The sequence below is a fragment of the Streptacidiphilus anmyonensis genome (assembly GCF_000787855.1).
Classification (GTDB): Bacteria; Actinomycetota; Actinomycetes; order Streptomycetales; family Streptomycetaceae; genus Streptacidiphilus; species Streptacidiphilus anmyonensis.
In genome coordinates this window covers 23,148-46,327 of sequence record NZ_BBPQ01000045.1, presented here as the reverse complement: position 1 = coordinate 46,327, position 23,180 = coordinate 23,148, and the positions used below count along the sequence as shown (strand labels likewise).

Below are 23,180 nucleotides of genomic sequence, written 5' to 3'. Positions count from 1 at the left end.
AGTCCTTCCACTAGCATCTGTTCCATGCATCTCTCCGGGCCGCACTAGACCGAGCGCCGACGCCGCGTCTCTCGACGCGCTGTGTGCCTCGTCGTCGCCTCTGTGCGCCCCTGTCGCGTTCCCGTTCGCGTTCGCCTGGAGAGTTCCCATGTCCCGCCCCGCCAAGGGCGGCGCCTCGCTGCGCGCCGTCCTCACCCTGCCGCGTGCCCGCGGCCTGTTCGCCGCCGGTGCGCTCGCCCGGCTTCCCTATGGTCTGAGCCCGCTCCCGCTGCTGCTCGCGCTGCGTGAAGCGGGCGGCTCCTACGCCGTCGCCGGGGCCGCCGTCGGCGCGTACTCGCTGGCCGGCGCCCTCCTCGGGCCCTACCGCGCGCGCCTGGTGGAGCGGCGGCCCGCCGCCCTGCCCTGGCTCGCGGGCGGGTTCGCCCTGCTCCTCGCCGCACTCGCGCTGCTCGCCGGAGCCCGCGCCGGCTGGGGCGCGGAACTGCTCGCCCCCGTGGCCGGGCTGCTCTCACCGCCCGTCGGTCCGCTGGTCCGGGCCCGCTGGGGCGTGCTCGTCCGCACCGACGCGGAGCGGCAGGCGGCACTCAGCCTGGACGCGGTGGCGGAGTCGACCGTCTTCGCCCTCGCCCCGGCGCTCGCCGGAGCGCTGCTGACGGTCCTCGCCGCGCCCGTCGTGCTCGGCCTGTGCGCGCTCTGCTTCGCTCTCGGATTCCTGGCCCTGGCCGCCGTCTTCCGCGACCTTCCCGCAGCGCGTGCCGAGATGGATGCCGAGATGGACGCGGGCGCTGCGGGCGCTGTGGGCGACAAGGGCGACACGGGTGATGTGGGTGAGGTGGGCGACGGCGCGTCCCCGGACCGGCCCCGGGTGCCGCTGCGCTCCGCGGCGTTCGCGTCCGTGCTGATCGCGGTCCTCGCCGTCGGCGCCGCCGGCGCACTGGCGGAGCTGGCCTCGGTCGCCGCCTGGGGCGCGGGCGTCGCGGGTCCGCTGCTGGCGCTCCTCTCCGTCGGCGGCGTGCTGGGCGGGCTCGGCTACGGCCGTCGCGCCTGGCAGCGTCCGCCGCACCGGCGGCTCGCGTGGCTCGTCGCCGCGGCCGTGGGCGGCGAGGCACTCATGACGCTCTGCTTCGCCCCCGCGGGCGCCGCCGTCGGACTCCTCCTCGGCGGTGCGGCGACCGACTGCGTGCTCATCACCGCCTACCTGCTGGTCGAGGAGCTCGTGCCCGAGGGCGCCCGGACCGAGGGCGGCGCGTGGGTGAGCACGGCCTTCAACCTCGGCGTCGCGGGCGGCTCCGCCGTCGGCGGGCTGCTCCTGTCGGCCCCGTCCGGAGCCCGCGGCGTCTTCGCGTCGGGCGTCGTGCTGCTGCTCGTCGCGCTGGTCGCCCTCCTCCTCAGGCGGACGGCGCGGACGGCGCGAGCGGCGCGCCCGGACCACTCGCTGCGGTCGACGGAGCCTCTGCACGCGACGGAGCCGCTCCACGCGGAGCTGTGACGCGCAGGGGCGCGAGCAGCCGCCCGTGCAGGCCGGGTCCCGCGACGAGGACACTGCCGGAGCCGGCCCGCCACGGCTCGCCGTGCCAGTCGGTGGCGAGCGCGCCGGCCTCGCGGGCGACGAGCACGCCGCCCAGCAGGTTGCCGTCGTCCTGACCCAGCTGCCAGCCAGCCGCTCCCGCAGCAGCGCCAGCAGCGGCGCCTCGGCGGCGTCGAAGGACCGGCGGAGGCCCGCGACGTCCGTGGCGAGGGTGGGGCGCGGGCTGCGCAGCAGCGGGGCGCCCGCCTCGCGGGCGGCGTCGACGAGCGGGGGGCAGCGCGGCGGGCGTCTTCGCGGAAGCCGCCGACTGGCGGCTCGACGTGCTCACCCCCGCCGAACGAGCAGCCCTCACCCCACGCCCGTGACCCAGGCCACCTCCGTGACGCAGGCCACCTCCGTGACGCAGGCCACCTCCGTGACGCAGGCCACCTCCGTGACGCAGCCCACGCCTGTGACGGACCCCACCGACCTCGCCCTGCTCGCCGAACTCGCCGTCGACGGCTGGCTTCCGGCCGTGACGCTCGCCACCCGGCTCGGCCTGCCCGAGTCCACCGTCCGCCGCGGCCTGGCGGCACTGGTCCGCACCGGCGGGCTGCGCACGCACGTCGCCGTGGAGGTGCGGCGGTTCGGCCTCGCCGTGGACGCCAACGTGCTGCTGCGTGTCGCGCCCGGCCGTCTGGACGCGGTCGGCCGGGCGCTCGCCGCCCACCCCGCCGTCCACGGCGCGCTCGCCACCACCGGCGAGTCCAACCTCAACGTCGCCGTCTGGTTCCGCGACCTCGCGGAGCTCTACGCCTTCATCACCCGCGACCTCGGCGCGCTCGGCGTGGACGCCGCCGAGACGGTGATCGTCGGCGAGGCATTGAATGAAGCGCCCCGGGGTGACCCGCGTCACCGTCCAGCACGGCTGAGGGCTGCCCGGTCCCCGCGTGACGGGGCTCACCGCACCCGGGCCCTGTTCGACGGTTCGGAGGGGCCCGCGTGGGGGCCGTCCACGGCTCAACAGAGCCGATTTGCCCGTATTCCTTGGGATCCAATGCCTTTGGGGCTATTGATCCTGCTTCCTGTGGCTTGAACCACTTGAGGCCGAAGTTTCTTGCCCCCGCCGCGACGGTCGTGTGAACGTGGAGACCGTTCAGCGGAACGCGGCAGCAACCCAGCGCCGCGAGAGGGCCCGGTGCCAGAACCCGGAGCCCGGCGGATCAGCCCCGTGAACACGCTCGACCGAAGAGCCCCAGCGCGTGTGTGTGCGTCGGCCGTGTCGAGAACAGCCAGCCAGTTTCCCCGAGCGGCGCCCTGCTGCCCGCCCGCCCTGTTCGCGGGCGGGGGCAGCGTGCCGCCCACGACCTCTGGAGTGACATGCGTCTCGGCCTCCCCCGTACCCGTGCCCGCCTCACCGCCAACGTCCTCATGGCGTCCTGCGTCGGTGCGGCCCTGTTCGTCGGCCAGCACGCCCTTCCGGCCGACGCGGCACCCAAGGACGCCGCGGCGTCGGCCCCGGCCCAGCACACCGCCCAGCAGGCCGCCGTGAAGACCGACGCCAAGCCGGCCCCGGCGAAGCCCGCGCCCGCCAAGCCCGCCCCGGCGAAGCCGGCCCCGGCCAAGCCCGCCCCGGCGAAGCCGGCCCCGGCCAAGCCCGCGCCGGCGAAGAAGACCTACCCGAACAACCTCGACGGCTGGATCGCCCAGGCCCGCGACATCCTGCGCGCCCACGGCGACAAGGTCCCCTCGGCCGCCTCCATCAAGGCCCGCGCGATGACCGAGTCCTCCGGCAACCCCCGCGCCGAGAACCACTGGGACGGCAACCAGGCCCTCTACGGCGGCACCTACGGCCTGATCCAGACCATCAAGCCGACCTTCGCCGAGTGGTCCCTGCCCGGCCACAAGGACATCCTCAACCCCGTGGACAGCATCATCGCGGGCGTCCGCTACGCCAACGACCGCTACGGCTCCTTCGAGACCATCGCCTACGGCAAGCAGGGCTACTGACCAGCCCCAGTACCTCAAATCTTGCTCAGGAAACTCTCAGCTTTCTTTGAGCAACACCCTCAACAGGGCATAGTCAAAACCGGGTTACGGGGGGGTAACCAAGCCTGAGGCGGTCTCGTCTCCGCGCGGGCGCCAACCGAACAGTGACAGCTGGCCCCCCGGCCCGTCTTTGACAGCCGAGGGGGAGAATCTTGATACACCGCAGTCGCGGTAACCCGCTGAAGTTCACCGCCGTCGTGGCGGTGGTCGGTGGGTTGCTCGCGCCGACCGCGGCGGCGGCCGAGCCGCAGCCGCAGCCGCACCCGGGCGTCCAGGCGTCGCCGACGGCGGGGGCGGTCGCGCCCGACACCCGCGTCCCGAGCCCCGGCGGCACTCTGCCCAAGGGCTGGCAGCAGTCCCAGGACCGGGCCGTGGCCGTCTCCGGCGACCAGAACGGGCTTCGCGTGATGAAGGCGGACAGCCGCGACGCGTACGCCTGGAGCACGGTCGCGGACTTGTCGGAGCCCGGTTTCTCCACCGACCTGTGGGTGGGCGACTACTGTCTGACGGACCCGTCCCACGCAGTGGTCGTCTACGGGCCGCGCAGCTTCACCAACAAGCAGCAGCTGATGGAGGAGGGCGGCTTCTCGGCCGTCGTCGACCTTGAATCGGGAAAGGTCACCAAGCTCCCGGTCACCGCGTCGCTGGCCTACTTCGACCCGTCCTGCAACACCGCCACCCACACGGCAGTGCTGACGCAGATCAACGACACGGTCGACAGGACGCGCCTCGTCACGATCGACAGCCAGGGCCGGATCGTAGGCCAGGCGGTGACCGCCGGCGAGGTCACCTCCGCGGTGCCGACCACCGTCGGCACCGTCGCGGCGCGCGCCGGAGAACTCGTCCGAGTCGCCCCGAACGGCGCCGTCACCGCTCTGGCGAAGACCCATGGCACCGCCTATGCGTTGCACGTCACCGCGAAGGGCGATGTCGTCTACGCGGAGCAGGACAGCCACTCCGAGTGGGTGCGCGACCTGGCGGGCAGCAGGACCACCACCCTCGCGACTGCGGGCGCCTCGCAGCTCGGCGTCCAGCAGGGCGCGGGCGGCCGGGTCTTCATCACGGGGGCGGACGCGGGCAGGCTCGCCGCCCGGGTCTCCTCCTCGCTGCCGACGGGAGTCAGCCGGATCGGCGCCTCCGCCGATGCCGCCGTCTCCACCCTGGGCGGACTCGCTGTCACCAGTGCGGCGTCGGCCGCCATGGCCTCGCACGTCGCCCAGGGGATGGCTGGCTCCGGCGTCGACGGTACCGCCCCGGTCCAGATCTCCGCCGTTGTCACCGGCAACGGAACCAAGATCGACTTCAGTGTGCCGGAGGGGCACAGCGGAGCAGGGGCTGACGCCTCGCCTGCCCTCGGGACCGCCTCGACGGTCACGGGTCACGGAGCGTCGCCGCGCGTCAGCGGTTCAGGCCCGGGCAGCGAGACCTGGGACCCGGACCGGTCCTGCGCGATCCCCCGCAACGACCCGGCGGAGCAGGCGTACCAGCCGACTCCGAACCAGGTCGTGTGGGCCGTCGACATGGCCGTCCGCTCCGATCTGCGCTCCAACTGGCTCACGCAGGGCGGTTGGCGCGGTGCCGACGGTCTCGGCACGGTGGACCCGCAAGGCATGTTCCCGCTTCCGGCCCTGGTCGGCGGAGGCACCATCCCGCCGCAGGTCCTGCTCGGCGTGATGACCCAGGAATCGAACCTGTGGCAGGCCGAGGGCGGCGCTCTGCCAGGCCAGACCGGGAACTCGATCAACCCCAACTGGTACGGCAATCCCTCGGCCGTGTTCAACCGTCAGGCGATCTGGCAGATCGACTGGTCCAAGTCGGACTGCGGGTACGGCATCGGGCAGGTCACCGATGGCATGAGGATCGGCCAGACCACACTCAGCTACGCCCAGCAGAAGGCCGTGGCCCTCGACTACGCCTCCAACATCGCCGAGTCGGCCGTGATCCTCGCGGGCAAGTGGAACGAGTTGCAGAGCCTCACTCCGCCGCTGACGGTCAACGACGGCAGTTCCTCCCGGCCGGAGAACTGGTTCGCGGCCCTGTGGGACTACAACGAGGGCTACAACAAGCAGGGTTCCGACCCGGCCAACCCGACCGCCGCGGGGCTCGGTTGGTACAACAACCCGGCCAACCCGATCTACCCGGCGGGCCGGCACCCGTTCCTGGACGGCAACACGTTCTCCGACGCCGCCAAACCCCAGGACTGGCCCTACCAGGAGAAGGTGCTCGGCTGGGCCGCTTGGTCCATCGACACCGGCCGCTCGTACGACGACAGCGGCAACCTTCAGTCGGAGGGGACGCCCGGCTACAGCACTGCGGGCTTCGCGCCGGCCTGGTGGGACACTGCGTCCGACCGCAGCTCGGTCAAGCCGCCGCTCGGCACGTTCTGCACGACCGCCGGAAACGCCTGCGACGTCAACAGCCCGCCCCCGTGCGAGACCCAGAAGATCAAGGGCTGCGACTCGTACCACTGGTGGAACTCGTCCGCGACGTGGAAGCCGGACTGCGCCACCTCCTGCGGCCACGGCAGCCTCACCTACATGACGCTCCGGTCGGAGCCCGGTGACGGCAAGACCTCCGCTCCCGACTGCGACACGAGCGCGTTGCCCGCCAACGCGCTCGTCATCGACTCCGTGAGCGGCCAGGTTCCGCCCATGGTCGACGGCTGCCAGCGCACCTGGCACGACGCCGGCACGCTGAGCTTCAGCTTCCAACCGGACGCCGACAACCACTATGAGGCGAAGGAGGATCTGCACCAGATCGGTGGAGGCTTCGGCGGACACTTCTGGTACAGCCACACCCGTAGCGGGACCACCGACACCGGGCCGGTGACCAACAGTTCCGCCGACCCGCGGATCCCCGGCGTCGTCTCGGGCTCCATGGCCGTGACCGGCAACTACCAGCTGAACCAGAACATCAACAGCTGGGCGCGGGTCCTGATCCACGTGCCCGACACCGGTGCGACGACTCAGCAGGCCATCTACACCGTCCACACCGGAAGCGGTGACACCAACCGGGCCCTGAGCCTGCACTGGCGGCAGAACAAGTGGCTCCAGCTCGGTGTCTTCCACTTCTCCGGAAGCGGTCACCAGGGCGTGTCACTCAGCAACTTCGCCTACAACGGCACCGCGGACGACGACATCGCCTGGGACGGCGTGGCCATCGTGCCGCTGGCCGCGAAGCCCGCCAACTTCGTGGTCTCGCTGGGCGACTCGTTCTCCTCCGGCGAGGGCGCGGCGAAGGCCGACAGCGACTACACGGCCGACAGCAACTACAAGGACGCGGGACCCACCAACGCTACGGACGCCTGCCACCGCTCCTACTACGCGTGGTCGCGTGTCGCCTATGTCCCCGGCCAGACCAGCAACATCGGCACCCAGGCCGACAAGCAGGCACCGAGCATGGACTACCACATGCTGGCCTGCTCGGGTGCGCGCATCCCCAACCTGCTGGACACGGGCGCCTACGGTGACGGTGCTGTCGAGTACGGCGAACTGCCCCAGCTCCAGCAGGGCTACCTCGACGGCAACACGACCCTGGTGACGATGTCGATCGGTGGAAACGACATGCGCTTCTCGGCGGTCGTCCAGCAGTGCCTGCTCGACTACGGCAGCAGCAGCTGTGCCACGGAGAAGTTCAACGAGGACATGAGCAAGCCCGGAGGCGACCAGAGGTACGCCGACTTCAACGGCCAGGCCCTCGACGTGGCCCTGCCGGCGATCATGAACAAGATCGTGCTGCCGGATCTGGTGAAGACCCTCGACCAGATCCACTCCCTGGCACCGAACGCGAAGATCGTGCTGATGGGCTACCCCCTGCTCTTCGAGAAGCAGGGATCGTGCCTGAACTTGGGGATCCCGCCGCTCAGTGTCGGGTTGTCGGCGGCCTCGGCGGCGTTCCTCAACAGCGTCGGCGGCCAGCTCACCACGGCGATGCAGAGCGCGGCCACCCAGGCCACGGCCAAGGGGGACCGGGCCTACTTCGCCGATCCGACGAAGGTGTTCGCGGGACACGCCCTGTGCGGCAACCCCGAGGACATCAACCGGTTCGTCAGCAAGCTCCGGGCGAGTGACAATCCGGCGCGCGACTTCCCCCTGCTCAACACGGTCTTGACGAAGATCGGCTACGGGCTTTCCGCGGAGTCGTTCCACCCGAACATCGACGGCGCCGCGCTCTACGCCCTCGTCCTGAACTCCGAACTGAAGCAGATGTACCCGTAGTCTCACGGGTGGGCGCGGCTCGCTCCGCGCCCACCCGTCCGTCGAACCTTCGTCGCACTGACGACAACCCGGGGGAGCCATGAAGCAATCACCGAGCCGTGCAAGGCGGGTGTCGGGTCTGGTTGCCCTGTTCGGGCTGGTCGCGGTGCGGGCCGTCCGGTCGGGGATTCCCAGCAACGTGCGGTTGCGGCGGATCGACCGCTCCGAACGAGTGGACCGACTGCGCGAGCGGACGCGTGCCGAGGCGGAGGCGGCCATCAGGACGTTCGCTCAGCGGCACCGACTGCGGGTCGTGTTCGTCTCCTACGCGGACGAGGCGGCCCGGCCCTCACGCCTCACGCTCTTCACGGGCACGGGAACGGCTCTGCGCTGCCGGTGGCAGATCACGGCCTTCCTCGCCGCCACGCAGCCGGACCCCCTGGAGGAACTGATTCCACGGATCCTGGGCTGCTACGCGGGGCAGCGAAGCTACTTGGAGCCGTTCATATCCGATCCGCGGTCCCCGAGGCACGCGCTGATCGTGCTGGACACCGAGGACGGCCCGGTCTTCATCGACTGGGACGTTCCGGGGAGTCGCGAACTCACCGACGAATTCCAGGACGACCGGCTCAGTATCAGGCCCGGTCGCCTCAGCCGGGACCCTGCGGTCATGAATGTGGAGCGGGCTCGCGAGGAGAACTGGCAACTGCTCAGTATCACCTTGAGTCGGCCCTACTACACCCTGTTTTCAAAACGCGCGGAGCGCGCGAAGAGCCACTGAATACCGCTGAAAAAGGAACGGCCCGTCGATTCGCTCGACGGGCCGGACATTGTTCTGTGGAAATCAGTAGGACGGCGTGAACTTGTCTGCGAAGCCCCAGCCGTCGTTCTCCTGGATGTGGGCCTTGGAGACGTAGCCCGGACCGTCGTAGTAGTAGCTCGTGGTGAAGGTGTGCCCCGGGCTCTCGTAGTAGTCGGTGCTCCCGGCCAGCCAGGTCTTCCCGCCGTCGCTCGAGCGCCAGAGCGCGCCCAGGCAGTCCCCGTTGACGGAGGTGATGGTCGCGGCGGCGTAGTCGTGGCCGCTTCCGTTGTAGTTGTGAATGATGTCCAGGCTCACCTTGCAGCTGTACGTGGAAACCGAGTACATGACGGCGGCCTCGGCGTTCGTTGCCACCCCCAGAGCCAAGGTCGCGGCGGCGGCGGCAGTCGCGACACCTGTCAGTGCACGCCTTGCGCGAGTTTTCAAGATTCCCCCTCGAAAAACGATCGGCGTCCCATTGGGACGTCCAAGAACCTACCCTGCGCCCATGGCCGCGGTCAATGAGAGTTCGGAACGGCTGCATTGCACAGAAGAGCGCGAATTTCTGGGACGATTCGATGTCGATCTGTTGTGACGGCCGCCCCGCCGACCCGCCTTCCGGGGCCCGCGCATCGTGAAGGTTTCGTGGGGGTCGTACGGGCCGCCGGCTGATCGTCCGGGCCCGAGCCGCGCCTGCCCGTGGCGGTCCGTGCGCCGAACGAGCGCAGTGTCCACGGGGTTTGCGGCGGCCTCGATCCCCGCGCCCGTGATTCACCTCTGTGTCGCCTCTGTAAAAGGTGAGGATCATCCTCCGCTCACTCTTGTCGTGCACCGAACGCGTCGCTACGGTCTTCGCCAGCTGACACCACGCCAAATGGTGTTCGCGCCGACGCCCCGACTCGTTCCGCCACGCTCAACCCGCGGCAGGGCCACTCCCTTTGACGCGGTCGCACCATGCACGCCCCCGGACATCCCGCCTCAGGAGGCCGTACGTTGCGCACCACCTCGATAGCCACCGCCCGCCGCGTCGCCGTCCCGCTCCTGGGCTCGGCCGCCCTCGCCGTCTCCGGTCTGCTCGCCGCCCTGCCCGCCCAGGCCGCCGGACACGGCGTCGCCTGGACGCGCACCTGCGCCGTCGACCTGACCCCCGGCCACGCCTTCTGCAACGCGCTGCACGTCACCAGCAGCGCCGAGCACGTCAACGCCAAGGGCGTCACCCCGAACGCGACCCCCTCCGGCTACGGGCCGTCCGACCTGCTCTCCGCCTACAACCTCCCCGCCAACGGCGGCGCGGGGCAGACCGTCGCGATCGTCGACGCCTACAACGACCCCAACGCCGCGGCGGACCTGGCGACCTACCGCTCGCAGTACGGCCTGCCGGCCTGCACCACCGCCAGCGGCTGCCTGAAGATCGTGGGCGAGACCGGCACCAGCAAGCTCCCGCGCTCCAACTCCGGCTGGGCGGGCGAGATCTCGCTCGACCTGGACATGGTCTCCGCGGTCGCCCCCAACGCGCACATCATCCTGGTCGAGGCGACCAGCGCGAGCATGACGGACCTCGGCAAGTCGGTGAACACCGCCGTCAGCCTGGGCGCCACCGAGGTCTCCAACAGCTACGGCGGCTCGGAGTCCTCCGCCGACACCAGCTACGACAGCACCTACTTCAACCACCCCGGCATCCCGATCACCGTCTCCTCCGGTGACGGCGGCTACGGCGTGGAGTACCCGGCGGCGTCCCCGAACGTCACCGCGGTCGGCGGCACCTCGCTCAGCAAGGCGTCCAACACCCGTGGTTGGAGCGAGAGCGTCTGGTCCACCTCCAGCACCGAGGGCGCCGGCTCCGGCTGCTCCGCCTATGAGCCCAAGCCGTCCTGGCAGACCGACAGCGGCTGCTCGAAGCGGACCGTCGCCGACGTCTCCGCCGTCGCCGACCCGGCGACCGGCGTGGCGGTCTACCAGACCTACGGCGCGTCCGGCTGGAGCGTCTACGGCGGCACCTCCGTCGCGGCCCCGCTCATCGCCGGCGTCTACGCCGACGCGGGCGCCCACACCGCCTCGGTCCCGGCCAAGAACCTGTACGCCAACACCGCCTCGCTCAACGACGTCACCACCGGCTCCACGGCCAGCTGCTCCCCGGCCTACCTCTGCACCGCCGAGACCGGCTACGACGGCCCGACCGGCCTCGGCACCCCGAACGGCCTGACCGCCTTCACCGGCTGACGCCGAGCGGGCACCCCGTACCCCGTTCGAGGCCCGGCGCCCCCACGCGCCGGGCCTCGACGGCCTTGTGCGGTGGGTACAGTGGCCGTCATGGCCATGGCTGAGACGGTCCGTGTGCTCATCGCGGACGACCAGGCGTTGCTGCGCGGGAGTTTTCGCGTGCTCGTCGACTCCACTCCCGGCATGCAGGCGATCGGCGAGGCCGGCGACGGTGCCACGGCGGTGCGCATGGCCCGTGAACTCGTGCCGGACGTGGTGCTGATGGACCTGCGGATGCCCGGCCTCGACGGGATCGCCGCGACGCGGCAGATCTGCTCGGCCCAGGAGACCGCGGGCGTGCGCGTGCTGGTCCTCACCATGTTCGACATGGACGACTACGTCTATCCCGCCCTCCAGGCCGGGGCCAGCGGGTTCATGCTGAAGGACGCCTCCCCCGCCGACTTGGTGGCCGGCATCCGCATCGTCGCCGATGGCGAGAGCGTTCTGGCGCCCAGCGTGACACGCCGCCTCATCGCGACGTTCTCGGGGGCGTCCGAGCCGCAGCGCCCGACCCCGAGGCTGGTAGGGCTCACCCACCGGGAGCAGGAGGTGCTCCTCCTCGTCGCCAACGGGCTGTCCAATGCGGAGATCGCCGAGCGTCTGGTCATCAGCCTTCCGACGGTCAAGACCCATGTGAGCAGCCTTCTCGCGAAGCTCCAGGCAAGGGACCGCGCCCAGTTGGTCATCATCGCCTACGAGAGCGGGCTCGCCGAACGCGGAATGCCGGGCCAGGTGCTCTGACCACATCCCCGACCTCACGGGACAGAACAGCCGGGGCCTGCGCTCAGCCGGCCGCGCTGCCGTGCTCGGCTCTCCCCAGGCCGGCGTCTCTCGCGCGTGCGACGGCTGTGGTGCGGCGCTGGACGCGTCATGACCGCACACATACGGTCGTGGCCATGAGCCTTGCTCGCGACGGCGCCGTCCCGCGGCGGCTGATCCAGTTGGACGCGGCGGCTGCTCTCGGAATCGCGCTGGTCCCCGAACTGTTGCCGCTGCGCCACGCCTTGGGGGGCGACCCGGGCAGCGCCACGGTGTGGTCGCTGTCGCTCGCCGCCGCGCTGCCGCTGGCCGTGCGACGGCTGTGGCCGGTGCCGGTCCTGCTGAGCGTGCTCGTGGTCGCGCTGGTGTCGCTGCCGTTCGGTCTCGCACCGACAGCCTTCCTCGCCGTCGCCTACGCGCTCTACCTCGTCGCAGTCGTCGGTCCGCAGCCCCGCCGGCTGTCGGCCGTCGTCGTGGGAGGGGTGTGCGCGGTGGGTGCGGCAGCGCTGACGATGACCGGGTCGCCGCACTACCCGGGCGGGACGCGGGCCGTACAGGTGGTGTTCGGCCTGCTGGTTCTCGGAGCCACCTGGTCCGCGGGCTCGGCGGTCCGCGAGCGGCGGGCGCGCCTGCGGCAGACCATCGAACAGGCCGCCGAGCGGGCAAAGGCCGAGGAACGCCTGCGCATCGCGCGGGACATCCACGACGTCGTCACCCACAGCGTGGGCCTGATCGCCGTCAAGGCGGGCATCGCCAACCACGTCGCCGTCACCAATCCCGAGGAGGCGCAGCAGGCGCTCACCGTCATCGAGGACGTCAGCCGCAAGGCGCTGCGGGACCTGCGGGCCACCCTGACGCTGCTGCGCCGCGAGGAAGGGCCGGAGGGGGAGCTGCGTCCCGTGCTCGGCCTGGCGGATCTGCCGGAACTGGTTCGCACGGCCGATGCCGCGGGCGTGCGCGTGGCGCTCGAGGTGGACTGTCAGGAGCCGCCCCCGGACGGTGTCGCCCTGTCGGCTTTCCGGATCGTCCAGGAGGCGCTGACCAACGTGGTCAAGCACGCCGCGCCCACCGGCTGCCGGGTCCGGGTCACGGTCGAGCAGCAGGTGATCACCATCGATGTCGACGACGACGGCCCCCGCGCACGCGGGTCACGCGCCGCCGTGCCCGGCGGAGGGCTGGGCCTGGTGGGGATGCGTGAGCGTGCAGCCGCGCACGGCGGTGTCCTCACCGCCGGGCCGCGCCCGGGGGGCGGCTTCCAGGTGTCCGCGTCGCTGCCGTTCTGACGCCTCCTCACCCCTGTGGCCCGCCGACGTCCCGGGTTCGGTGCGGCCTCTCATCCTCAGGTATGGCTCCCGGCCGTGCCGGGGCAGCCGCAGTCCCGTCCCCGGGCTGATGCGGCAAGGGGCCCCGCCTGCCGAGACTGGGCTGGTGATCGACGTCTATGACCTGACCAAGCGCTACGGACAGAACACCGTCGTGGACGGCCTGAGCTTCACGGTCCGCCCCGGGGCGGTCACGGGCTTCCTCGGCCCCAACGGCGCGGGAAAGTCCACCACGATGCGGATGATGCTCGGCCTGACCCACCCCGACTCCGGCTCCGCCCGGATCGCCGGGCGGCCCTACCATGAACTGCGCCACCCCGTACGGCAGGTGGGGGCGCTGCTGGAGACGGCGGTGGCCCACCGCGGCCTGACCGCGGCGAACCACCTGCGCTGGATCGCGGAGAGCAACGGCATCCCGCGCGGCCGGGTCGCGCAGGTGCTGGACCTGGTCGGGCTCTCGGGAGCGGCCCGGCAACGGCTCGGCACCTTCTCCCTCGGCATGGGGCAGCGCCTCGGTCTGGCCGCCGCCCTGCTCGGCGACCCGGCCGTGCTCGTGCTCGACGAGCCCGTCAACGGCCTCGACGCGGAGGGCATCCGCTGGCTGCGTGAGCTGCTGCGCCACCAGGCCGCCGAGGGACGGACCGTGCTGGTCTCCAGCCATCTGATGACCGAGATGTCGCTGGTCGCCGACCACCTGATCGTCGTCCATCGCGGCAGGCTCCTGGCCGACACGAGTACAGCCGACTTCATCCGTCGCCACGCGCGCTCCTACGTGCGTGTCCGGACCCCGGAGGCGGTCATGCTGGCCCGCGAACTGGACCGGCGGGGAGCGACGTCGACCATGGCACCCGACGGCAGTCTGGAGGTCGGCGGGATGCCCGCCGCCGAGATCAACCGCCTGGCCGCCGCGGCCGGGCTCACCCTGGACGAACTGAGCACCCAGACCGGCTCCCTCGAGGACACCTTCCTGGGGCTCGTCGGGGACAGGAGCGACGCCCGTGTCTGAGACCCTCGCGGCGGTCCGCGCCGAGTTCACCAAGGTGCGCTGCGTCCGCACCACCTACCTCGCGCTGCTGCTCTTCGTCCCGCTGAGCCTGCTGGTCGCCGCCCTCGACGGCGCCTCGGCCCGCTCCGCGATCGACTCCCACAACCCCCTGCTTCGGGCGGGATTCACCCCGCAACAGGCCGGTCTCGACGGGATCCTGTACGGACAGCTCGCCCTGATCGTGTTCGGTGTCCTCGTCGTCTCCAGCGAGTACGGCTCGGGCATGGTGCGCGTGTCCCTGCTCGCCGTGCCCCGGCGCGGCCGCCTCTTCGCCGTCAAGTCGCTGGTCGCCGCCGCCGTCACCGCGGCCGTCGCGATCCCCGTCACCGTCCTCGGCTATCTGGCCACCCAGGCGGCACTCGGCCCCCACGGCGCCTCGATCGGCGACGCCGGGGTACCGCTCGCGCTCGGGGGAGCCGTGGGCTATCTGACGCTGATGAGCCTGTTCGCGCTCGGAGTCGCCGCGACGGCCCGCAGCGCGGTGCTCCCGCTCGCCGTCCTGCTGCCCATGGTGCTGGCGGGATCGCACATCCTCACCGTCATCGGCGCCACGCGGCAACTGGCCCAGTACTTCCCCGACCAGGCCGGCCTGCAGATGCTCACCGTCGGCTCCCACCGCGCCGTCACCGGCTTCGCGGTCCTGCTCGCCTGGACGGCCGCCGCCCTCGCCTGCGGCTTCCTGCGTCAGTGGCGTTGGGACGGATGACTCCTCAGCGCGGCTGCACGTACGTCCCCACGCCCGGCTGGCCGGTCCAGGTCGGCCCGGCGTCGGGGTCCGCGCCGAGGTGGGTGAAGGGGAAGACGAACGGCTGGTCGGTGGCGCCCTCGTGGCGCAGCAGGTGGCGGCGGGCGTCGTAGCCGTACCCCGCGTCGCGCAGGGCGCGCAGGAGCGGGCGGGCGGCGGAGCGGCCGTCCGGGAGCCGGAAGGAGTCCGGGTCGAGATGGGCGACGAACAGCCCACCCGGCGCGAGCCACGTGGTGACCCGGGCGAGCAGGGCGAGTTTGTCGCCGATGTAGTGGAGGCCGTGGACGCAGGTGATCAGGTCGTAGCGGCCCGGCGGAGGCGTCCATGTGGCCAGGGAGGCGGTGACGAGCTCGACACCGGCCGGGAGCGGACGCGCGCCCAGCGGCCCCACCAGGTCCACACCCGTCAGGACCGCCCCGGCGGGCAGCAGCGCCGCCGCCGCCCGCAGCGCGAGCCCCTCCCCGCTGCACAGGTCCAACCAGCGCGGCCGTTCGAGCCCGCGGAGCCGGGCGACCGGGTCGAAACCCAGCTCACGGGCGTAGCTGTTGACGCCGCTGAGCCCGCGTTCCCGGTTCATCGTGTTGTTGGCGACGACCGAGCTCTGCTCCAGCTCCCCGTCCGAGAGCAGGAGCCCCTGGCTCACGGCCACATCAGGCAGTACAGCTGGTGCCCCGCCTCGTGCAGCCGGTTCGCGAAGTCCTGCCACTCGTGCAGCATCTGGTAGATCACGAACGCGTCGCGCGGGCCGCGCCGGTCCGGGACGGTGGACCAGATGAAGGCGGCGCTGCCGAGGACGGCCTCGTCCGCCTTCAGCAGCGGTTCGACGACGGTCTGGGGGAGCTGGACGACGGCGTAGTCCGGGTGGAGGACCACGAGTTCCAGCGGGGGCACCTCGTTGAGCGGCATGCCGAGGATGCCGGTGAGGACCATCGCGCTGACGGTCTCCGGCTTGATCTTGGTGGAGAGGCTGCCGCTGATGGACTCCTCGGTGCCCCCGTCGAGGCCGAAGAGCTCGCCGAGGCGGCCCAGGGTGGCCAGGTCGCCGGCTTCGAGGCCCAGGCCGTCGCGGCCCAGGGCGGTGGGGACGCGGGCGGCCGTGGCGCGGTCGGGTGCGCCGAAGTACTTGTAGGTCACCCCCACGCGGCCCGCACCTCCACCTCCGTCGCGCCGTCGCGACGTCGTTCCGTCCAACCCGCGCGCACGGCGCGCAGAGCGGCCACGCTCCGCGCCGCAGTCGGAGTCCTCACGCTGATCGGACACCCCGGACCATCCTTACCGTCCGTCGTCGATTTGCCAACAGGCCGCCGCGTACCTCCGCAGGACGGGCACACGCACGCGCGCCGGGTGGCCCGATCATCGTCCCAGATGATCGGCGCGGACATGCCGTATACGAGGCTGCGATTTTGAAACGACAGCGATTTGAGACCATGTTCCCGTGAGCGATCCCGTGAGCAAGCACACCATCGGCAGTCCGTACCCGTACGAGGCACCCGTCTCCCAGGCGTTGTTCGAACGCGCATCCGTCGTGACGCCCGGCGGAGTGAACTCCCCGGTCCGCGCCTTCAAGGCGGTCGGAGGCACCCCGCGCTTCATGGTCGCAGGCCAAGGGCCGTGGCTGACCGACGCCGACGGCCGCGAGTACGTCGACCTGGTGTGCAGTTGGGGTCCGATGATCCTCGGCCACGCCCACCCCGAGGTCATCGCCGCAGTTCAGGAGGCTGTCGCGCGCGGCACCTCGTTCGGCACGCCCGGTCAGGGCGAGGTCGAGCTGGCCGAGGAGATCGTGGCGCGGATCACCCCGGTCGAGCAGGTGCGCCTGGTCTCCTCCGGCACCGAGGCGACCATGTCCGCGATCCGCCTGGCCCGAGGCTTCACCGGCCGCGCCAAGGTCGTGAAGTTCGCCGGGTGTTACCACGGTCACGTCGACGCGCTGCTGGCCGCGGCCGGCTCCGGCGTCGCGACCTTCGCGCTGCCCGACACTCCCGGCGTCACCGGCGCCCAGGCCGGCGACACGATCGTGCTGCCGTACAACGACCTCGACGCCGTCCGCGCCGCCTTCGCCGCGCACCCCGGCGAGATCGCCTGCGTGATCACCGAGGCGTCCCCCGGCAACATGGGCGTCGTCCCGCCGCTGCCCGGCTTCAACAAGGGCCTGCTCGAACTCTGCCGCGCGAACGGCGCGCTGTTCGTCTCCGACGAGGTGATGACCGGCTTCCGCGTCTCCAAGGCCGGCTGGTACGGGTTCGAATCCGCGAACGAAGGGTGGTCCGCGGACGTCAAGCCGGACCTGATGACCTTCGGCAAGGTCATGGGCGGCGGCTTCCCCGCCGCGGCCTTCGGCGGCCGCGCCGACGTGATGGCCCACCTCGCCCCCGCCGGCCCCGTCTACCAGGCGGGCACCCTCTCCGGTAACCCGGTCGCCACCGCGGCGGGCCTGGCCCAGCTGCGCGCCTGCACCGACGCCGTCTACGCGACGGTGGACCAGGTCGCGGCCGAGGTCGGCGCGCTGGTCACCGAGGCGCTGCACAAGGAGGGCGTCGCGCACCGGCTGCAGACCGCGGGGAACATGTTCTCGGTCTTCTTCACCGAGCAGCCCGTCACCAACTACGACGAGGCGCGCGGCCAGGAGTCCTTCCGCTTCACGGCCTTCTTCCATGCCATGCTCAGCCAGGGCGTCTACCTGCCGCCCTCGGCCTTCGAGTCGTGGTTCGTCTCCTCCGCGCACGACGAGCGCGCGCTGGAGCGCATCGCCGCCGCCCTCCCCGTGGCCGCCCGTGCGGCGGCGGAAGCCACTGCCTAGGAGCACTGAGCTGTGAGCAACAAGGACATCACCGTCGTCCACCTGATGCGGCACGGCGAGGTGCACAACCCGGAGGGCGTGCTGTACGGGCGGCTGCCCGACTACCACCTCTCCGAGCTGGGCCGGAAGATGGCCGACCGGGTCGCGGACCACCTCGCCGGACGTGACGTCACCCACGTCGTCGCCTCCCCGCTGGACCGCGCCCAGGAGACGGCCGCGCCGATCGCCGCCGCGCACGGTCTCGCCGTGGCGAAGGACGAGCGGCTGATCGAGGCCGCCAACGTCTTCGAGGGCAAGACCTTCGGCGTCGGCGACGGCTCGCTGCGCAACCCGTCGCACTGGAAGTACCTGACCAACCCGTTCCGCCCGTCCTGGGGCGAGCCGTACATCGAGCAGGTCGTGCGGATGATGGGCGCGCTCGGCGCGGCCCGCGACGCCGCCCGCGGCCACGAGGCGGTCTGCGTCAGCCACCAACTGCCGATCTGGGTCACCCGCTGCTTCGCCGAGCACCGCAGGCTGTGGCACGACCCGCGCCGCCGCCAGTGCTCGCTGGCGAGCCTGACGTCCTTCACCTACGAGGGCGACAAGATCGTCTCCATCGGTTACAGCGAGCCGGCCCGCGATCTGCTTCCGGCCCACCTGACCGGCAAGAAGGGCCCGATGACCAACAAGTCGTTCGGGGCATAAAGATCAATTAAATATCCACTACACGATGCGTCGTGGCAGGTCAAGCGCCTACCACGACGCTTTCGTGGGGGCCGTGAAATCGGCCTAAACAAGCATGCGAAACTCTTCACATGACGCGCCGCCGCTCTCTGCTCGCCCTTGCCGCCCTGAGCGGCGTCCTGATGCTCTCCGCCTGCAGCGGCACCAACGCCGCCGAGACCGGCGGCGGCAGTGACAGCGGCTACGTCGCCGGCACCGGCGAGTCCGTCTCCGTCCCGGCGGCGCAGCGCGGCGCGGCGATCAACCTGAGCGGCAAGGACCTGAACGGCAAGCCGCTCGACCTCGCCGCCTACCGCGGCAAGGTCGTCGTGCTCAACGTCTGGGGCTCCTGGTGCGGCCCCTGCCGCGCCGAGGCGGACGACTTCGAGAGCGTCTTCGCCGCCGACCAGGCCAAGGGCGTCGAGTTCGTCGGCATCAACACCCGCGACACCCAGATCGACCAGGCCCAGCAGTTCGTCGCGGCGCACAAGCTGACCTACCCGAGCTTCTACGACGAGGACGGCTCGCTGCTCCTCCAGTTCCCCAAGGGCAGCCTCAACCCGCAGGCCATCCCGTCCACGCTGATCCTCGACCGCCAGGGCCGCATCGCCGTGCGCGCGCTCCAGCCGCTGACCAGCGACCAGCTCAGCAAGATCCTCGATCCGGTGATCGCGGAGAAGTCGTGAGCGGGACGGTCCTGCACGGAGCCCTGCTGCTCGCGCTCCCGGTCGCGCTGCTCGCCGGAATGGTGTCCTTCTTCTCACCGTGCGTGCTGCCGCTCGTCCCCGGCTACCTCTCCTACGTCACCGGCTTCTCCGCCGCCGACCTCGCCGACGCCGACGGCCGCCGCCGCGGCCGGATGGCGCTCGGCGCGGTGCTGTTCGTGCTGGGCTTCTCCGCCGTGTTCGTGTCGATGGGCGCCTTCTTCGGCTTCTTCGGCGAGACCGTCAAGCAGCACCAGACGCTGATCACCGAGATCTCCGGCGGGCTGATCATCCTGATGGGCCTGGCCTTCATGGGCCTGCTCCCCGGCTTCACCCAGCGCGAGCTGCGCAGCCACCGCAAGCCGACCATGGGGCTGATCGGCGCGCCGCTCCTCGGCGTCGTCTTCGGCCTCGGCTGGACGCCCTGCGTCGGCCCGACCCTGGGTGCGGTCCAGTTCCTGTCCTGGAACCAGTCCAGCGCAGGCCGCGGCGCGCTGCTGACCGTCGCCTACTGCCTCGGCCTCGGGCTGCCGTTCATCCTGGCGGCCCTCGCGTTCCGGCGCACGCTCTCCGCGTTCAGCTGGATCAAGCGGCACAACCAGTGGGTGATGCGGATCGGCGGCGGCATGCTCGTCGCTGTCGGCGTGCTGCTGGTCACCGGCCTGTGGACGGACCTGACGAACCAGCTCCAGTACTGGACCGCGAACTACCAGGTGGGTATCTGATGACGACCGACCTCGACGCCGCCGAGCGGCTGAGCTCCGCCCCCGCGGAGGACGACGGGGCCGGGGGAGAAGTCGGCATCGGCCTGCTCGGCTGGCTGCGCTGGGGCTGGCGGCAGCTCACCTCCATGCGCACCGCGCTGATCCTGCTGTTCCTGCTCTCGCTCGCGGCCATCCCCGGCTCGCTGGTGCCGCAGACCGCGGCGTCGCCGACCAGGGTCGCCCAGTTCGTCAGCGACCACCACACCCTCGCGCCGATCTACCAGAAGCTCGGGCTGTTCCACGTCTACAGCTCGTTCTGGTTCTCCGCGATCTACATCCTGCTCTTCGTCTCCCTCGCCGGCTGCATCATCCCGCGCACCTGGCAGTTCGTCGGCGTGCTGCGCGCGCAGCCGCCGGCCGCGCCCAAGCACCTGGTGCGGCTGCCCGTCTACGCCACCTGGCGCTCCGGCCCGCAGGGTTCAGGCGCGCAGGGTTCGGGCGGCACGGCGGGCGGCGCCGACGCCGAGAGGACCCTCGCCGCCGCCGAGGCGCTGCTGCGCCGACGCCGCTTCCGGGTCGCCCGCAACGGCAGCGCGATCACCTCGGAGAAGGGCTACCTGCGCGAGGTCGGCAACCTGCTGTTCCACATCTCCCTCTTCGGCATGCTGATCGCCTTCGCGGTCGGCAAGCTCTTCGGCGGGATGGGCACCGTCCTCGTCATCGAGGGCAAGGCGTTCAGCAACAACGTCGCCATGTACGACGACTTCATGCCCAGCACCTTCTACACCGCCGACAGCCTGGTGCCGTTCGGCTTCAGGCTGAACAAGCTCGAGGCGTCGTACCAGACCAGCGGCACGCAGGTCGGCACCGCGCGAAACTTCCAGGCCGACGTGTCCTACTGGACCGGCAGTGACCCGAAGAAGTCCAAGTCGGCGTCCATCGAGGTCAACCACCCGCTGAGCATCGACAGCAGCAACGTCTACCTGACCAACAACGGCTACGCGCCGGTCATCGAGGTCACCGACGCCAAGGGCGACGTGATCTTCAACGGCCCGACCCCGTGTCTGCCGCAGGACGGGAACAACACCTCCACCTGCGCGATCAAGGTCAACGACGGCTACGTCGACGACAAGGGCAACGCGACCCAGCTCGGCTTCTCGGCGCTGTTCACCCCGACCGCGGCGCCCCAGTCCGAGTTCAAGACGATGGGCCCCCACTCGATCTTCCCCGAGCTGCTCGACCCGCACCTGTACCTGAACGTGTACCACGGTGACCTGGGCGACAACTCCGGTGCGCCGCAGAGCATCTACGAGCTCGACACCAAGCACATGAAGCAGTACATGCTGGACGGCCAGCCGCTGAAGTTCGACCGGACGCCGGGCCAGGGCTTCAAGCTGCCCGACGGCGGGACGGTGACCTTCACCGGCGTCGACCAGTGGGCCAACTTCACCGTCGCCCACAACCCCGGCACCGGCTGGGCGCTGGGCAGCGCCATGATGGCGGTCGTGGGCCTGATCGGCTCGCTGTTCGTGCAGCGCCGCCGCATCTGGGTCCGCGCCGTGACCGGACCGGACGGGGCCACCACCGTCGAGGTCGCGGGCCTCGCCCGCAGCGAGTCGGCCCGCATCGCCGAGGAACTCGCCGAGATCGCCCTGGAACTCCAGGACACCGCGCCCGCCGACCAGCCGGACGCGGACACCGCAGCAGCCGACACCGCCGACACCGCAGCCGAGAAGGAGTGAACGTGATCCTCGCCGAGGCGGCGATCGACACCAAGTTCGCCAACATCTCCAACATCCTGGTCTACTCCGCGATGGCGGTGTTCCTGCTGGCCTTCCTGGCCTACGCGGCCGAGTGGACCTTCGGCGGCCGCAGCCGCGTCGCCCGGCAGTCCGCGGCGCTCGCGGCCAAGGCCGGCTCCTCCCTCGGTCAGGCCGTCGCCGACGCCGAGGCGGAGGAGACGGCCGCGCGCACCGCGCCGACCGTCGCGGTCAAGGTCACCGGCGCGGGCGGCAGCACCACCACGCTGACCCGCACCGTCGCCGCCAAAGCCGGCAAGGTCGACGTGGTCACCCGCGGCGACGCCGCCCCGCCCGTCGACGGCGTGGGCGCGTCCGGCGGCGACGAGGGCGCCGACCGCTTCGGCCGCATCGCCGTCTCGCTGACCACCCTCGCCGCGCTGCTCAACCTCTGCGCCGTCATCACCCGCGGCATCTCCGCGCACCGGCCGCCGTGGGGCAACCTCTACGAGTTCACCGTCGCGCTGACGATGGTCGCCTCGCTGCTCTTCGTGGCGCTGCTGGCCGCCGGCAAGAACGTGCGCTGGATGGGCCTGCCGGTCACCTTCGGCGCGGTGGTCGGCCTCGGCATCGCCGTCACCGAGTTCTACGTCGACTCCGAGCAGCTGGTCCCCGCGCTGCACTCGTACTGGCTGTGGATCCACGTCTCCGGCGCGATGGTCTGCGGCGGCGCCCTCTACGCCGGCGCGGTCGCCGCGATCCTCTACGTCGCCAAGGACGTCTACGAGACCCGCAAGGCCAAGGACGCGGTCAAGGCGGGCGGCTGGTGGTCGGACGTCTTCGAGCGCCTGCCCGCCGCCGCGACGCTGGACAAGTGGTCCTACCGGATCAACGCCTTCGTCTTCCCGCTGTGGACCTTCACCATCATCGCGGGCGCCATCTGGGCCGAGGCCGCCTGGGGCCACTACTGGGAGTGGGACCCGACCGAGACCTGGGCGTTCATCACCTGGGTCGCCTACGCCTGCTACCTGCACGCCCGCGCCACCGCCGGGTGGAAGGGGCGCAAGGCCGCGATCCTGGTCTTCATCGCCTTCGCCTGCTACCTGTTCAACGCCTACGGCGTCAGCATCTTCATCAACGGCAAGCACAGCTACGCCGGGCTCTGAGGCGGTCCTTCCACCGTCCGACGGGACGCCGGGTGACACACCCGGCGTCCCGTTTTCGTCGCTGTCACCCGAAGCGGGCAGAATGCGGCCAGTGCTTTCTGCACGGCTTCAACGGGGACCGGGAGGACGGCATGACCGCCAGGACGGCTACGGACGCGTTCGGAACGGACGGCAGCGAGGGCACCGACCCGTTCGGCACAGCCGCGCTGCGCAGGCGCGTGCTGGACGCTTGGGCCGCCGCGCCCGCCCGCTTCCGTGAGGACGCCAACGCCGAGGAGGAGCTGGCCCTCGGCGGCTACCGGGACCGGCTCGTCGTCGAGCTCGCCCAGAACGCCGCCGACGCCGCCCGACGCGCCGGCGTCCCCGGCCGGCTGCGGCTGACGCTGCGCGGCGGCGTGCTGGCCGCCGCCAACACCGGCGCGCACCTGGACGCGGAGGGCGTGGAGTCGCTCTCCACGCTGCGCGCCTCCTCCAAGCGCGGGGACCGCGACGCGGGTTCCGTCGGCCGGTTCGGCGTCGGCTTCTCCGCCGTGCTGTCCGTCACCGACGAGCCGAGCGTCATCGGCGTCCCCGGCGGTGTGCGCTGGTCGCTCGCCGAGGCACGCCAGCTGGCCGCCGAGGCGGCGCAGCGCTCCGGCGCGGACGCGGGCCTGGCCGAGGAGCTGCGCCGCCGCGAGGGCC

Annotated in this window: 20 protein-coding genes; 17 read left to right on the top strand and 3 right to left on the bottom strand. The window is 71.4% G+C overall.

The window, feature by feature from the left end; all coding sequences use genetic code 11:
• Positions 1–148: 148 nt before the first annotated feature.
• From TR50_RS29440 to TR50_RS29420, 5 genes are all read left to right on the top strand, one after another.
• Entirely contained in the window at positions 149–1,489 is a 1,341-nt protein-coding gene (locus TR50_RS29440; protein ID WP_042428845.1) for an MFS transporter, read from the top strand.
• Between the two features lie 400 nt (positions 1,490–1,889).
• Entirely contained in the window at positions 1,890–2,603 is a 714-nt protein-coding gene (locus TR50_RS43050; RefSeq protein ID WP_052441467.1) for an Lrp/AsnC family transcriptional regulator, read from the top strand.
• 284 nt (positions 2,604–2,887) lie between these two features.
• Positions 2,888–3,517 carry a transglycosylase SLT domain-containing protein gene (locus TR50_RS29430; protein ID WP_042428842.1) on the top strand — a complete coding sequence of 210 codons (630 nt, stop codon included), beginning with the start codon at positions 2,888–2,890 and terminating at the stop codon, positions 3,515–3,517.
• 191 nt (positions 3,518–3,708) lie between these two features.
• The gene (locus TR50_RS29425; RefSeq protein WP_052441465.1) at positions 3,709–7,773 is read left to right on the top strand and encodes an SGNH/GDSL hydrolase family protein; all 4,065 of its coding nucleotides are present in this window, start codon (positions 3,709–3,711) and stop codon (positions 7,771–7,773) included.
• Between the two features lie 109 nt (positions 7,774–7,882).
• A complete protein-coding gene (locus TR50_RS29420) occupies positions 7,883–8,533 on the top strand; it encodes a hypothetical protein (protein WP_042428839.1) in 651 nt (216 codons plus the stop codon).
• Positions 8,534–8,596: 63 nt separating this feature from the next.
• On the opposite strand, the gene TR50_RS29415 is transcribed toward TR50_RS29420, so the two are convergent.
• Entirely contained in the window at positions 8,597–8,926 is a 330-nt protein-coding gene (locus tag TR50_RS29415; RefSeq protein WP_152648707.1) for a hypothetical protein, read from the bottom strand.
• Positions 8,927–9,505: 579 nt separating this feature from the next.
• Here TR50_RS29415 and TR50_RS29410 point away from each other — a divergent pair.
• The 5 genes from TR50_RS29410 (at position 9,506) to TR50_RS29390 (ending at position 14,642) form a co-directional block, all read left to right on the top strand.
• Positions 9,506–10,771, top strand: a complete 1,266-nt coding sequence (locus TR50_RS29410; protein ID WP_439654256.1) for a S53 family peptidase — start codon at positions 9,506–9,508, stop codon at positions 10,769–10,771.
• Between the two features lie 96 nt (positions 10,772–10,867).
• The gene (locus TR50_RS29405) at positions 10,868–11,551 is read left to right on the top strand and encodes a response regulator (RefSeq protein WP_042428934.1); all 684 of its coding nucleotides are present in this window, start codon (positions 10,868–10,870) and stop codon (positions 11,549–11,551) included.
• A gap of 155 nt (positions 11,552–11,706) precedes the next feature.
• Positions 11,707–12,852: a sensor histidine kinase gene (locus TR50_RS29400; RefSeq protein ID WP_042428831.1), complete on the top strand. Its 1,146-nt coding sequence runs from the start codon at positions 11,707–11,709 to the stop codon at positions 12,850–12,852.
• Positions 12,853–12,997: 145 nt separating this feature from the next.
• Positions 12,998–13,897 carry an ABC transporter ATP-binding protein gene (locus TR50_RS29395; RefSeq protein ID WP_042428828.1) on the top strand — a complete coding sequence of 300 codons (900 nt, stop codon included), beginning with the start codon at positions 12,998–13,000 and terminating at the stop codon, positions 13,895–13,897.
• Positions 13,890–14,642, top strand: a complete 753-nt coding sequence (locus TR50_RS29390; protein ID WP_042428825.1) for an ABC transporter permease — start codon at positions 13,890–13,892, stop codon at positions 14,640–14,642. Before TR50_RS29395 ends, TR50_RS29390 begins: the two co-directional genes overlap by 8 nt.
• A 4-nt stretch (positions 14,643–14,646) precedes the next feature.
• Here TR50_RS29390 and TR50_RS29385 read toward each other — a convergent pair whose 3' ends face one another.
• Positions 14,647–15,324: a methyltransferase domain-containing protein gene (locus TR50_RS29385; protein WP_236654634.1), complete on the bottom strand. Its 678-nt coding sequence runs from the start codon at positions 15,322–15,324 to the stop codon at positions 14,647–14,649.
• Entirely contained in the window at positions 15,321–15,941 is a 621-nt protein-coding gene (locus TR50_RS29380; protein WP_439654255.1) for a hypothetical protein, read from the bottom strand. Before TR50_RS29380 ends, TR50_RS29385 begins: the two co-directional genes overlap by 4 nt.
• Before the next feature lie 175 nt (positions 15,942–16,116).
• Here TR50_RS29380 and hemL point away from each other — a divergent pair, with 175 nt between their 5' ends.
• The 7 genes from hemL to TR50_RS29345 form a co-directional block, all read left to right on the top strand.
• Positions 16,117–17,481 (top strand): glutamate-1-semialdehyde 2,1-aminomutase, encoded by a 1,365-nt coding sequence (hemL, locus tag TR50_RS29375; RefSeq protein ID WP_236654633.1) that lies wholly within the window; start codon positions 16,117–16,119, stop codon positions 17,479–17,481.
• Positions 17,482–17,526: 45 nt separating this feature from the next.
• Positions 17,527–18,168, top strand: coding sequence for a histidine phosphatase family protein (locus TR50_RS29370; protein WP_042428919.1), 642 nt, complete (start codon positions 17,527–17,529; stop codon positions 18,166–18,168).
• A 110-nt stretch (positions 18,169–18,278) separates the two neighbouring features.
• Entirely contained in the window at positions 18,279–18,872 is a 594-nt protein-coding gene (locus TR50_RS29365; protein ID WP_042428822.1) for a TlpA family protein disulfide reductase, read from the top strand.
• The gene (locus TR50_RS29360; RefSeq protein ID WP_042428819.1) at positions 18,869–19,615 is read left to right on the top strand and encodes a cytochrome c biogenesis CcdA family protein; all 747 of its coding nucleotides are present in this window, start codon (positions 18,869–18,871) and stop codon (positions 19,613–19,615) included. The genes TR50_RS29365 and TR50_RS29360 overlap by 4 nt, the downstream gene beginning before the upstream one ends.
• Positions 19,615–21,336, top strand: coding sequence for a cytochrome c biogenesis protein ResB (gene resB / locus TR50_RS29355; RefSeq protein ID WP_042428816.1), 1,722 nt, complete (start codon positions 19,615–19,617; stop codon positions 21,334–21,336). The genes TR50_RS29360 and resB overlap by 1 nt, the downstream gene beginning before the upstream one ends.
• Positions 21,337–21,341: 5 nt before the next feature.
• Positions 21,342–22,499, top strand: coding sequence for a c-type cytochrome biogenesis protein CcsB (gene ccsB, locus TR50_RS29350; RefSeq protein ID WP_042428916.1), 1,158 nt, complete (start codon positions 21,342–21,344; stop codon positions 22,497–22,499).
• A gap of 131 nt (positions 22,500–22,630) precedes the next feature.
• A partial coding sequence (locus TR50_RS29345; RefSeq protein ID WP_042428813.1) for a sacsin N-terminal ATP-binding-like domain-containing protein occupies positions 22,631–23,180 on the top strand: 550 nt, incomplete at its 3' end.